At 39.9% G+C, this 13092-nt stretch carries 13 protein-coding genes; 3 read left to right on the top strand and 10 right to left on the bottom strand.

The annotated features are described in order from the left end of the window. Position 1: 1 nt before the first annotated feature. Both BUE31_RS21495 and BUE31_RS21490 read right to left on the bottom strand, forming a co-directional pair. Positions 2 to 1645: a sensor histidine kinase gene (locus BUE31_RS21495; RefSeq protein ID WP_073405901.1), complete on the bottom strand. Its 1644-nt coding sequence runs from the start codon at positions 1643 to 1645 to the stop codon at positions 2 to 4. 10 nt (positions 1646 to 1655) lie between these two features. After that, on the bottom strand, positions 1656 to 3551 hold the full coding sequence (locus tag BUE31_RS21490; RefSeq protein ID WP_073405900.1) for an alpha/beta hydrolase family protein: 1896 nt from the start codon (positions 3549 to 3551) through the stop codon (positions 1656 to 1658). A 255-nt stretch (positions 3552 to 3806) separates the two neighbouring features. Between BUE31_RS21490 and BUE31_RS21485 the strand changes: the two genes are divergently transcribed. The 3 genes from BUE31_RS21485 (at position 3807) to rfbC (ending at position 6589) form a co-directional block, all read left to right on the top strand. After that, complete coding sequence (locus BUE31_RS21485; protein ID WP_073405899.1) at positions 3807 to 5618, top strand: tetratricopeptide repeat protein; 1812 nt, start codon at positions 3807 to 3809, stop codon at positions 5616 to 5618. Positions 5619 to 5735: 117 nt separating this feature from the next. After that, on the top strand, positions 5736 to 6038 hold the full coding sequence (locus BUE31_RS21480; RefSeq protein WP_073405898.1) for a DUF4286 family protein: 303 nt from the start codon (positions 5736 to 5738) through the stop codon (positions 6036 to 6038). Positions 6039 to 6040: 2 nt separating this feature from the next. Then, a complete protein-coding gene (gene rfbC, locus BUE31_RS21475) occupies positions 6041 to 6589 on the top strand; it encodes a dTDP-4-dehydrorhamnose 3,5-epimerase (protein ID WP_073405897.1) in 549 nt (182 codons plus the stop codon). 85 nt (positions 6590 to 6674) lie between these two features. Here the strand turns inward: rfbC and BUE31_RS21470 are convergent, their stop codons facing one another. The 8 genes from BUE31_RS21470 to hemW all read right to left on the bottom strand — a co-directional run bounded on the left by BUE31_RS21470 (position 6675) and on the right by hemW (position 13060). Further along, positions 6675 to 7523, bottom strand: coding sequence for an OmpA family protein (locus tag BUE31_RS21470; RefSeq protein WP_073405896.1), 849 nt, complete (start codon positions 7521 to 7523; stop codon positions 6675 to 6677). An 18-nt stretch (positions 7524 to 7541) separates the two neighbouring features. Beyond that, positions 7542 to 8204, bottom strand: a complete 663-nt coding sequence (locus tag BUE31_RS21465; protein WP_073405895.1) for a DUF2461 domain-containing protein — start codon at positions 8202 to 8204, stop codon at positions 7542 to 7544. Continuing rightward, a complete protein-coding gene (locus tag BUE31_RS21460; RefSeq protein ID WP_073405894.1) occupies positions 8182 to 8589 on the bottom strand; it encodes a DUF983 domain-containing protein in 408 nt (135 codons plus the stop codon). The genes BUE31_RS21465 and BUE31_RS21460 overlap by 23 nt, the downstream gene beginning before the upstream one ends. A 115-nt stretch (positions 8590 to 8704) precedes the next feature. Further along, complete coding sequence (locus BUE31_RS21455) at positions 8705 to 8983, bottom strand: hypothetical protein (protein WP_073405893.1); 279 nt, start codon at positions 8981 to 8983, stop codon at positions 8705 to 8707. A 64-nt stretch (positions 8984 to 9047) separates the two neighbouring features. Next, positions 9048 to 9929, bottom strand: a complete 882-nt coding sequence (locus BUE31_RS21450) for a cupin-like domain-containing protein (protein WP_073405892.1) — start codon at positions 9927 to 9929, stop codon at positions 9048 to 9050. Between the two features lie 116 nt (positions 9930 to 10045). Beyond that, the gene (locus BUE31_RS21445) at positions 10046 to 10927 is read right to left on the bottom strand and encodes a cupin-like domain-containing protein (protein ID WP_073405891.1); all 882 of its coding nucleotides are present in this window, start codon (positions 10925 to 10927) and stop codon (positions 10046 to 10048) included. 238 nt (positions 10928 to 11165) lie between these two features. Then, positions 11166 to 11714, bottom strand: a complete 549-nt coding sequence (locus BUE31_RS21440) for a fasciclin domain-containing protein (protein ID WP_073405890.1) — start codon at positions 11712 to 11714, stop codon at positions 11166 to 11168. A 224-nt stretch (positions 11715 to 11938) separates the two neighbouring features. Then, a complete protein-coding gene (gene hemW / locus BUE31_RS21435) occupies positions 11939 to 13060 on the bottom strand; it encodes a radical SAM family heme chaperone HemW (RefSeq protein WP_073405889.1) in 1122 nt (373 codons plus the stop codon). Positions 13061 to 13092 lie beyond the last annotated feature (32 nt).

The raw sequence follows: 13092 nt of genomic DNA, 5'->3' as shown, positions 1-13092 counted from the left end.
TCTAATTTTCATAAGGTAAGGTAACTATAAACTCCGAACCTTCGTTTACCTTGCTGTTAACAATTATTTCTCCACCCATAAAATTAACCAGTTCTTTACAAAAAGCCAAACCCAGGCCCGCACTTCCGTTCTGATTATACTGGTTCTCTACCCTGTAAAATTTCTTAAATACATTGGTCAGCTCATCCTTTTGGATCCCAATCCCTCTATCCCTGAAAGAAAATATAATATTCCGCTTTGAATGGCTCACATTTATATAAAGCTCCTTTTTTTGAGGGTGCGAATACTTATAGGCATTTTCTATCAGGTTTTGGAAAATACTCCCCAAAAATACCGGATCAGTGTATAAGGGATCAACACCATGAACGTTATAGCTAATTTTAAAATCAGGATATTTTAACCTGAATGTCTCCATATAGCCTTTAACAAAGTTCTCAATATCAATTTCTTCCCTTTTTATATTGATAGATTTATTTTCCAGCTGTGTAAATGACAAAAGTTTATTCATCAGCTCATTAAGCTTATCGGCTTCTTCATTTAAAATTCTGCCATATTGCTTACGCTGCCTTTCGCTCAGCTCACTATCACCGCTAAGGTTTGAGCCCGCAATTTTTATAACGCTTACCGGCGTTTTAAACTCATGAGTAAAGTTATTTATAAAATCGTATTGTAATTTAAACAGCTTTATGTTAATGCTCAAGTTGCGATAAATAAGCCAGCCTATAAGTACCAAAAAGCAATAAATTAACAGCACCAAAGCAGCTATTGGCATAAACCTGCGGTTAATTTCGGTAGTAAGATAATCAGGGCCCGACTTAAAGTATAATTTATAATCAGAAAAAGCACCAGGCAAAGGCGCCTCGGTTATCAGGTTGCCTGCCTGATTATCAGGGGGGTCATATACAACCGGCTGTATGGTAACATCCCGGTATAGCTCCTTATGCGTGTTTTTAACTTTTAGCAAATCGGGGGTAAGAAAAAACGTCATCATATTTTGTTTGGCGAATGACGACGAGTTTGGATGTTTCTGCAATGCGCGTAATATTTTCACATCCTCGCGGCGCAAAATATTTGAGTAGCTGATCTTGCCGGGCTTAACATCGTAAAACGATCTGAATATTTCATCCTGTGATGATCCGTGCGCGGTATCAGATAAAGTTATATAATTGCTCAGCTTTGAAGCCATCTGATCAAAGTCGGGCTCATCTGCAGTATTCCATATCCTTAACCCAAGTACTTTACCGTCTTTAGGCCAGTATTGATAGATTGCATTTATTGAAATACCCAATTTGTTTTTAATAACAGTACTGTTTTTTTGATTGCCTATTTGCACATCATAAAAAACGATGCGCCTGACAAAATTATAGTTATGAAACACTGAATCAGCATACTTTGCAGCAGAAGCTGAATCCAGGAAGCCCTGGTACGAGGTGATTTCGGGTATTTTGTTTTGAAAAAGGTTATTATAAGGCTTCATAGTTTGTTCCTGCACATCAATTTTTTTTGATGCAAACTCATTCTCAACGTAATTAACATTAAGGTTATAGGATACAAAAAGAGCAATTATAAAAGTTACAGAAATAAGGACCAGGAAAATGATGGTCAGTGAAAAATTTTTCCGGTAAGTATTATCCTGTTTTTTCATAAAAACAGGGTTAAGGTTTCACCCGCATATTTTCATCCAGAAATTTTTCTATTTCGGCATACATCTCCATCCTGTTTGTCTGACTTCTGAAAAAAGTACGTTCTCTCGGCTTTAAAAAATATTTTACCTTATCGTTTCCATTTTGTTTTTGCAGCTCGCGTACAAACTGGTTTAGCTCGCTGATGTTTGCGCGGTCGTCTCTGGCGCCCTGAAAGATGAGTAAAGGTACCCTGATTTTACTTATGTTGAATACCGGTGATATGGCCCTTAGCTGGTTTGCATCTGTTTCGGGGTTACCAACCCTTTCATACGTCATTTGCACCAGGGGTTTAAGAAAAGGAGGGGCGTCTTTAATATAAGTGAAAAAGTTAATGAGGCCATGCTGCACTATTGCGCAATTGTACATATCCGGATGAAACGACACCCCATACAGGGCTGAGAAGCCGCCAAAGCCACCACCAAAAATCGCTATCTTTTTAGGGTTTGCCGTTTTGTTTTGAATAAGCCAGTTTACACCGTCAGTAATATCCTGCTGTATTTTACCTCCTACTTCTTTAAAACCGGCACTATAAAAGGCTTTTCCAAAACCGGTTGATCCACGGTAATTAACCAGGAAAACGGCATATCCGCGGTTGGCTAAAAACTGCACTTCCGGGTTATATCCCCAACCGTTATGACCAAAAGGCCCATCGTGCGGCATTACAACCAATGGTAAATTTGTGGTAGCAGACCCCAATGGTAAAGTAAGATAACCATTTATAGTCATTCCGTCGCTCGCTTTATAGGATATAGGTTGCATGGTGCATAACTCATCCGGCTTAAGGTCGGGGTTTATATCACCTAACTTTGTTAGCTTGCCTATGTTTTTTTCATATAGGTAGTATGAGCCAGGGTTACGGTCGGTATAGGTAATAATTATGAACTTATTTTCAGCGCTATCCCTGTCAGCAATATTAATTTCATTTCCTTTGAGCTCTGTTGATAATTTATCGTAGATAAGTTTTATTTCAGGATCTAAAAAGTGCTTTTGAGGCTTTGCCGCATCCCACGTTACGAGCTCAATTTTGTGTTTGTTTTTTGAATATTGATAATCCTGGATATCTGCATTATTTGAAGCAAATATCACTTTGTGTTCTTTACCATCCTCCGCATTAATTTCAACCAGTGCTGATTTATCACGATTTACATTTGATAACGCCAAAAAATAATTCCCCACACCTGTAAAGGCTATGGGTTTAACGGATGTTTTAAAGTTATTAGCTATAATTGGTTTAAAAGGTGCTTTATCATTAGGCCGGTAAAGTATGGTTTCGTCAACCCCGTCAGACGCTCTTACCAGGCGGATCTTGCCGTCAGCATCTGGGAACCATTGTGTTATATTACCCGGATTTACCAGGTAAGGGTTTAGCTCTTTAGTTTTAATATTTAATTTGTAGATATCAAAATTTGCCGAATCACGCTTATTCATCCTGATCGTTACAACATCTGGCTCATGCTTATCACGGCCAATCATGGCAATGCGTACTTTTTTTGGCGAAATAATAACCTGCGTTTTTAAAGTGGAAACATCCAGGGCAAACATCCTTATTTCATCAACGGTGATGATATCCTGAAAAAAAACTATCTCGTTGTTATAGGTCCAAAAGTAATCACCCCTGATTGAATAATCAGTGAATGAGGTTGCCATCCTTTCTTTACCATCTTCAAGAGACTGGATAAAGAGGTTTTGTTTATCCTTATAGGGTTTTAAATAGGATATGTATTTACCATCCGGCGATATCCTGTACGAAACTTTTTCGGGGGTTCTGAAAAAGTCAATTACGGGTATCGGTGCCGCTTTTTGCTTACAGGCACACAAAACAGTTATTGCATAAATTAACAGTAGTATTCTAAAATGCTTTAACATTGGTTTGTACTTCGTGGTATTTAATCAGGTTAAATTATACAATTAACTTTAGCAATTCAAACTGTCACTACAATTTTACTGGTTAATGTGCGGATGTGCAGATCTGCAAATGTGCGGATGAAAAACAATGTTTGATGAAGAGATCTACAGATATATAATTTTTAATTATCCGCACATCCGAAATTCGCACATCTGCACATCGCCTTTCGTCTTCAAATTGCAAAATCATCAAATTAAAAACTTAATTTTGGATTAATGAAGCGGTTATTTCTGTGTTTATTAATATTATCAATAGTTTGTTCTAAGCTGTTTGCACAAGACAATGATTTGTTATTGGCAAAACAATATGCTGCCAATGGCGACCCGCAAAAGGCACTTGATATATACCAGAAACTATATAAACAAAATAACGAAGCATTTTTTACTGTTTATGTAAATAGCCTGCTTGGGGTAAAAAAGTTTGATGACGCTATAAGCATCACAAAAAAAATGATGCGGAAGCATCCCGAAGATCATCAATACAATATAATGTTAGGCGCAGCTTATACGCAGCAGGGGGCCATTGACAAGGCCAATATAATATATGATGACCTGATTAAAAACCTGCCGCCCGACCAGGGGCAGATAGCTATGCTTGCCTCGTTGTTTTATCAGAATGCTAATGTTGATTATGCTATCAGGATCTTTTTGCAGGGGCGTAAGCTGTTGCAGAGTGACCAGTTATTTTCATATGAGCTGATAAACCTTTACCGGTATAAAAGAGATAAGGTGGCATTGGTTGAAGAATACCTGAACTTTCTGCCCACAAACCCGCCTTTTATAACCCAGGCCGAAAATACATTGTCGGGTTTGTTTGAGGGCCAGGCCGACTATGACATACTTAAAGCAGCCTTGCTGAAACGCATCCAGAAAGATCCGCAGCAAACCTTATATCCCGAATTGCTTACGTGGCAATTTCTCCAGCAAAAGCAATTTGACCAGGCATTGAACCAGGCACTTGCCCTAAGCCGGCGGCAAAATGACGACGGGAGCAATATTTTTGAACTATGTCGCACACTTACCGCTAACGAAGCTTATGATGCTGCCATCCGCGGGTATGAGTACCTGGTTGCTAAGGGGAAAGAACAGCAATTATACATCCCATCAAAAATTGAGCTGATAAATACTAAAAATTTGAGGGTAACATCAGGTAAGTATGTTAAAGAAGATCTGCTGAGCCTCGAGAAAGATTATAATGATCTGTTAACTGAGTTTGGCAAAAATGCCAACACTGCTTTTGCCATGCAGAAACTTGCTAACCTGCAAGCCTACAAATTACACATGTTGGGCGATGCCCAAAAGTTGCTGGAAGAAACTATTAATATCCCCGGTATTAAGCCAGCTTTGTTGGCAGACTGTAAGCTCGACCTGGGCGATGTTATGCTGTTAAACAACCAGCCCTGGGATGCAACGTTGCTGTACAGCCAGGTTGAAAAAGATTTCCCCAATTCAACCATCGGCCAGGATGCCAAATATCGCAATGCCAAGCTGGCCTGGTATACGGGCGATTTTACCTGGGCAAAAGGGCAGCTTGATGTGCTGAAAGCAGCAACATCACAACTGATAGCTAATGATGCTTTAAACCTTTCGTTGCTGATATCTGATAATATTACAGCTGATTCCAGTGGGGCGGCACTGAAAATTTATGCACGGGCAGATCTGCTGATATTTGCCGAACAGCCCGATAAAGCTTTAATTACACTTGATAGTATTGATGTAAAGTACCCGGGTAACTCACTTACCGATGATATTTTAATGGCTAAAGCGCGCCTGTTCATTCAGCAAAAAAATTATACTGATGCAGTGCCGCTCCTAAAAAAGATTGCCGAAGAGCACAGCTTTGACCTTTGGGCAGACGATGCCGTTTTTATGCTGGGCGATATTTATGAAAACCAGCTGGGCGATAAAGAAAAAGCCAGGGTTTATTATCAAAAAATAATCACAGACTATGCAGGTAGCCTGTATATAAACGAGGCCCGCAGGCGTTTCAGGTTGTTAAGAGGGGATAAAAATGAAACAGCTTCTTAATTAATCATTAGTCATTGTGTCATTGGTAAACGAATCATCGTAAATTTTTATACTAATACTTAATCTAACCTAATCAACTCAATCAACAATTCAACCCAAAACCTTACCTTTGTTCCGATGATCATATTTAACGATACCGTAATTGTGGACGAAGCTATCCACGAAAAATGGCTTACCTGGATGCAGCAGGTGTATATTCCAGCTGTAATGGAAACCGGGCATTTTAAATCATACCAGGTGCTTAATGTTATTGATTCGCCTAACGAAGGCGTTACTTATTGCATTCAGTATAGTGCTGAAACAATTGAAGATTTTAATCATTTTTATAATAAACACCTGCATCGGTTGCAGGAGATTCACAACCAGGAATTTGAAAATCAATTTGTGATATTCAATACTCTTATGAAAACCGTTGACTAAAAATGAAAGTTACAAAAACTGATATTGAAGGATTGCTGATAATTGACCCCAGCGTATTTAGTGACGACAGGGGTTATTTTTTCGAAAGCTATAACCAGGCTAAATATAAAGAGGCAGGTATCGCAGTTGATTTTATCCAGGATAATCAATCCTTTTCGCGTAAAGGTACGGTAAGGGCGCTGCATGGGCAGGCTGATCCATTTGCACAGGGGAAGCTGGTGCGCGTTATAACCGGCAGGGTTTTGGATGTTGCCGTTGATATTCGCAAAGCATCGCCTACCTACGGCAAGCATTTTTCAATAGAGCTAAGCGGTGATAATCAACTACAGTTCTGGGTCCCTGCAGGCTTTTTACACGGTTTTTCTGTTTTAGAAGACAATACTACTTTTGCATATAAAGTAAATAATTACTACGACAAAGCTTCGGAGCTTGGCGTAATTTGGAACGACCCAACTTTAAACATTGACTGGGGCTTAGCACCGGGAGAGGCTTTACTTTCACATAAGGATGTACTTTTATCCGATTTTAAATCGTTCATCAGCCCTTTCTGAGATATTTTGAACACGATTTAAGGATTTAAGGGATTTCACGATTACTACATCATGGCATCCCATAAATCCTTAAATCGTGTTCGTGTTACTGCTTTATCAAATTGTACAACTCATCCAGCTTAGGGCTAAGGATGATCTCGATCCTTCGGTTTTTGGCCCGGGCTTCGGTGGTATTGCCGGTATCAACCGGTTGGTATTCGCTTTTGCCGGTAGCAGTAAGCCTTTTCGGGTCTATCTTTTCAATTTCAGTCAGGTAACGGCATACAGAGGTGGAACGGAGTACGCTCAAGTCCCAGTTGTCTTTTATCTGGCCAAGGTTAATTACCTTTTTATCATCGGTATGCCCTTCAACAGCAATATTAATATCAGTTTCTTTGTTAAGCACAACAGCCAATTGTTCTAAAGCTTGTTTACCACGCGCATCAATTACAATACTGCCCGATGGGAACAGCAACTTATCAGTTAGTGAAACATAAACCTTTCCGTTCCTGATATCAACTGATAACCCATTTTGCTGGAACCCAAGCAATGCTTTTTGTAATTTATCCCTTAAAGCATTGGTAGCTTCATCGCGTTTACGCAAGGCATCCTCCACTTCCTTTAAGCGGGCTTCTCTCTTTTTTAGATTTGACGACAGCTCATTTACTTTTGAAGAGCTGGCAGTAAAATTATTGTTAAGAGCCCCGTATTTATCATTCAGGCTATTATAACTACCCTTAAGCGCATCATAATTGCCCTGGGCTTCCCTTATTTCGCGGTGCAGGCGCATGGTATCGGCACGTAGCATGGCTACTGTATCAAAAAGTGAATTTGCACGCATTGAAAGTGAATCGCGCTCGGCTACCAAAGCCTTATATTTTTTGGGCGACATAACCACACAGGAGTGTAGTGCTAAACAGAATAGGGCTGCGAATAAAATGTATCTGGTCTTCATTATAGTTAGTAAAATAAATTAAGCAATGGCACTGTTTAAAAACACATTTAACGGATAGATCCTGCTGCATATTGCTGCTACTGTTTCGGCGGCATTTTCTTTTAGCAGTTCCTCGTTTTTAATTTGGCGTTGTGCTATAAAACTTTTAAGCTTCAATAATTCGATATTTTCGTTATCGGCGCTATAATCTCTCGGAACGCTCTTTAGCTGATCCTGTTTTCTAAAGTCGCCAAATAACTTAATAAATCCGGGATCGTCAATTATTTTTTTTAGGTCGTGCCCGTTATAGTCAATCTCCTGCCTTATAGATTTTAAATGACCGGCCTCGGGCATCCAGTACCCACCGGCAATAAATGATTTATCCGGTGTAATATGCAGGTAGTATTCAGCACCGCCAAGCTTAAGGCCCCTTGTAGGTATGCTAACGCCAAAATTATTTTTGTAAGGTGTTTTATTTTTGCTGAAACGGATATCGCGGTAAATGCGCATCACGCATTTTTTGCTGTCGAGCCCGGCGTCAATTCCGGGGTCTATTTTATGCATCAGCTTTATAAGCGCTGTTGTAAATTCAATTACATTTTCGCGGGCTGCATCGTAACGTTCTTTGTTAGCCTGGAACCATTCGCGGTTATTGTTTTCAACCAGCTCTGTTAAAAAATCAAAGGTATGGCGTTGTATCATCGGTATCTAAATGTGGCTGATAATTTATTTTAGGGGAGAGCCAATATAAAAGTAAAACACGTGAATATCTGAAATTTATTGGCGAAAGCAACAAACATCCTAATAATATTACACCTGTATAAAGCCAGGGCGAATCGGCATTCCTGGTAACTGCCCAGGTAATTGCCACTATGCCAAAAGCTTCCATTACGTTTAAGGCATAGCTTACATACATGGCTGCATAAAAGTATCCCGGCTCTATTTCAAAATGTAAATTGCAGTGCGGGCAGCGATCGTGAATTTTATTTGAACCGAAGTTGTACATGCCCCCGCTAAACATATCACCACGCCTGCAACGCGGGCATTTGGTATGCAGCATTGCCCATGATTTTGGTGTTTGCGCCATAGTTAATAGTTCATGGATAATAGTTCATGGTTCATAGCAGGAAAGAAGATGGAACTTAGGAAGTAACAACCCGGCATCATGGCCATGATCTATGAACCATCAACTATGAACCTTCTTAATTCAAATGCAGCTTTTCATCGCGCATGTTCATATCAACATTTTTACGGCGATATTTTTTGTACCAGATTAATCCAACAGCAGCAACCGCAAGGTAAGGAGCGCCTAATAAAAATATAATGCCTTTATTTAAGCCCTTTGCAGCGTTCCCGCCATTTTTGGTATTTGTTTCAACCTGGGCTGCACATTGTGAGCATTGGGCTTTAACAGGTATGGTGCTAACCACCATCAAGCCAAATACAATTAAGAACAATGCAGTTTTTAAGCTTGTTTTCATAAGGCAAATTTAACTAATAATTTTTAGCAGGCAATTTGAATATGTCTGCTTAATCTCTTTTTATTTAATACGGTTTTCCCGATGCCAGTTCCCTGTTAGCCCATTTAACCGCAATTTTTTCGCGGTATTGTGCATAATTAGCTTTAAAGGCCATTTTTAAAACGCTGTCTAAACCGCCTTTTATGGCCAGGTTATATATGCTGGCTGCTTTGCGGCTTATAGATGCATCCCAAGCCCGCAGGCTTAAAGAGTAGCCGCCTTCCAGGTACTTCATCCAATGCCAGTAGCCTGTGGGCATAAACAGGGTATCGCCATGCTCTAAAAACACTTCTATACCTTCCACGCCGTCAAGGGCAGGAAATTTTTTAATGTCGGGGTTTAATACATCATAATCCTCCAAAGCATAAGTTGCATTTGGGATGCAGTATAATCGGCGCTTCCATTTATTTTCGAACAGGATCACATGTTTTTTACCTCCAAAATGGGTATGAAATATATGCGGAAGATCAATATCGTAATGTAAAAAAGTAACTGAGTTTGATCCGCCGAAGAACATAGAAGGCATGCTTTCTAGAAAACCGCCCATCAATTCCTTAGGGAAGGCAATATCATCCAGTAATTGTGGAGCCTGCTTAAAAATATTGAAAAAGAAGATCCGCAGCTCAGTAGGCTCTGACATTATCAGGTCTATATATTTATCAAACGGCATTTCAGCAGCTGATGAATTGATTGGTTTTGAAGGATCGGCTTTTGAATTATCATAAAGCGGGACTACTTTGCTACCAACAACACTTTTTAAATATTCCGGCGTCCACTTTTCGCGAGCGGGCCAGTTGTTGGTTAACCCTTTTATAACCAGCGGACGGCGCGGCTTTAAGTAGTTGGCTGTGAAATCTGCGGGGCTAATGGTTTCTACAGTATCTATCGGGCGGAGGATAAAGCTCATATTTTGTTTTGATTCCCTATTAATATAAGCTAAAACAAAAACTTATTTATCGGAAAGTTAACAAAATAACGAAATTAATTGCCGAAGTGTATTAATAAATTGTTAAAAATATTAGGTTAGGCCAGCTCACTCTCCTGTAATGCCTTATTTGCGCGCTTAACTGCCAGCTCTTCTTTCCATTCCATATACTTCAGTTTAAAGTTTTTCTTCATCAGGTCGTCAAACTTGCGTTGGATGAGTAAGTTGTAAAGGCTTTTGGCTTTAATGGCCCATGATTTATCCCATGCACGTAATGAAATGGAGAACGAACCATCAAGGTATTTCATCCAGTGCCAATAGCCCGTTGGCATAAACAGCGTATCGCCATGCTCTAAAAAGGCTTCTTGCCCCTCAACACCATCCAGTGCAGGGAATTTTTTAAAATCAGGCTTTTCAATGTCATAATCCTCCAAAGCATAAGTTGCAAACGGGATACAGTAAAGGCGTTCGCTCCACTTTTGGTCGAACAAAATAACATGTTTGCGGCCATTAAAATGCGTATGGAAAATATGGGCAAGGTCAATATCATAATGCAAAAAGGTTACTGATCCGGCTCCCCCAAAAAACATATTGGGATATTTATCCAGGAAGCCTCCCATTAAGTTGGTAGGCGAGCGGTAATCATTTAATAGCTGAGGTGCATGTTTTATTGGATCAAACAAAAAGATTCGTAAATCTGTAGGCTCACTCTGTATCAGATCAATATAATCACCAAACCTCATCTCGGCAGCTGAGGCGTTAATGGGTTTTGAAGGATCAGCCTTTGAACTGTCATATAAAGGAACCACCTGGTCGCCAATGGTTTCTTTCAGGTAATCAAAGGTCCATTTTTGCAGCGCGGGCCAGCTTTCAGTAGCCTTGCGGATAATAAGCGGCTTTCGCAGGTTTAAATAATTATTAATAAAATCATCCTTTGTAATATCGTCAACGCTGTCAATAGGGGTTAAAATCAAGCTCATGTTCACAATTATTTAACAAGCAAAAATAAATAAACCTGAAAACATGTAAATGCTTGATTTTGTTTTTGATAATTTTCTGACAATTTGAGGAGGAGTTCATAGTTGATGGTTCATAGTTCATAGCAGCTGCGGTTGAACATAATTGAATATATACTTTAAACAAAAAACTGCCCCGTCAGGACAGCTTTTTGCATAAGTAATTCAACGTTTTATGTCAAGTCAGCCTTTAATTGCCAACTTAATTAGGCATTAACACGGTATTCACTACATGTATCACGCCATTGCTTTGAAATACATCGGCAATGGTTATCCATGATTTGCCGCCTTTTTCATCAACAAGGTATAATTTTTTGCCATTTGCCATTACAGTTAATGTACCACCCTGAACAGTTTTTAGTTCAGCCTTGCCGTTACCAGCTTTTACCTGCATCCATAAGTCTTTTGCGCTTAAACGGCCTGCAACTACATGATAAGTCAAAATTTTGGTTAAGGTAGCCTTGTTCTCAGGTTTTACCAGGTTATCAACTGTTCCGGCGGGCAGTTTGCCAAATGCTTCATCTGTTGGTGCAAATACGGTAAAAGGACCGGTGCTTTCTAAAGTTTCTACCAGGCCTGCAGCTTTAACTGCGGCAACCAATGTTTTGTGATCATTCGAGTTTACTGCATTTTCAATAATGTTTTTAGTTGGATACATTGCTGCACCGCCAACCATTTTAGTTTGTGCATTTGCTTTTGGCGCAATTGCAATAGCTGCTAAAGCAAAGGCCGCGATTATTAATTTTTTCATGATTTTGGATAAATATTGTTTGGAGAAGATACGGGGTCTTATTGCATGTGGTTTTATACATTAAGGTAATTCGTATAGCCTTAAGTTTTAAGTAGTTTTAAACCAGATCAGGATTATATACGTATGTGTCGCCCGTTACGGAGGCGTTTACAGCAGGCGGGGGATGGTTTGCAGGAAATAGCTTAGTATGTAGTGGACTAAAGACTGAAGTACAACCGCTAATTTCAGAAAAACAATTCAGCAGCTATGTTGTCCGCGTATAACTTTCCGGTTGAGGTTAGATAGATTACTTCTTCCTTCTGCTCTATCCATCCATTTTCAAAATAACGCTGAGCGGCTTTGTTTAGCTGTCCGTCGGCTCCTTTGGCAATGTTGTTTAGTTTTTTCAGGTCGAGGCCCCACATGGTGCGCAGGGAGGTCATAATATATTCGTTTAAACGGTCGGTTTCGGTAAGCAGTTCCGTTTCAGCGGGTATTTCGGCTTTTTCTAAAGCCTGCATATATTTAGCATTATTAGCAATGTTCCATTGCCTGGTTTCGCCATTGTAGGAATGGGCTGATGGGCCTATGCCCAGGTATTTTACACCTTTCCAATAATTTGAATTATGTTTTGAATAATGCCCCGGTTTGCAAAAATTCGAGATTTCGTAATGCTCAAAGCCGTTGGTTTGCATAGCATCCATCAGTAAAATAAACTGTTCTGCGCTTTGCTGATCATCCATTGCGGCCTGCTTTTTCTTTTTGATGAATGATGCAAGCGCGGTTTGGGGCTCAACCGTCATGGAGTAGGAGGATACATGCGGAATGCCCAGCTCAAATACCTTATCCAGGTTGTGCTTCCATTTTGTATCATTTAGTAATGGATAGCCATAAATAAGATCGACTGTTATATTTTCGAACCCGATATCCTGGGCTCTTTTTACCGAAGCTTCAGCCTCACCGGCACGATGTACCCTGTTCATCCACTCCAAATCGTCATCAAAAAACGACTGGATCCCAATGCTGAACCGGTTGATATCTGTTTGACGCAGCGCCTGCAGCTTAGCTTTGTCCAGGTCGTCAGGGTTAGCCTCTATGGTAATTTCGGCGTCTGCCGAGACAGTATGCAGGCTGGTAATTGTGCCGATAAGCAGGTTGAGTTCATTGGCACTTAGTAGTGACGGCGTGCCGCCACCAAAATAAATGGTTTCAATAGTATCGTTACTCAAGTAAGCTTTTTGCAGGTTAATTTCTTTTATTAACGCCTGTAAAAGTTCGTCCTTATATTTTAACGAGGTGCTAAAATGAAAATCGCAATAATGACATGCTTGTTTACAAAAAGGAATATGGATGTAGATGCCGGCCATTGGGCAAAGGTACATAGCTCACGGCAGTATTC

The sequence above is a fragment of the Mucilaginibacter sp. OK098 genome, from assembly GCF_900142915.1.
Taxonomy (GTDB): Bacteria; Bacteroidota; Bacteroidia; order Sphingobacteriales; family Sphingobacteriaceae; genus Mucilaginibacter.
Note: the sequence above shows the minus strand (reverse complement) of the source record. Positions and strands in the feature narration are given on the sequence as shown.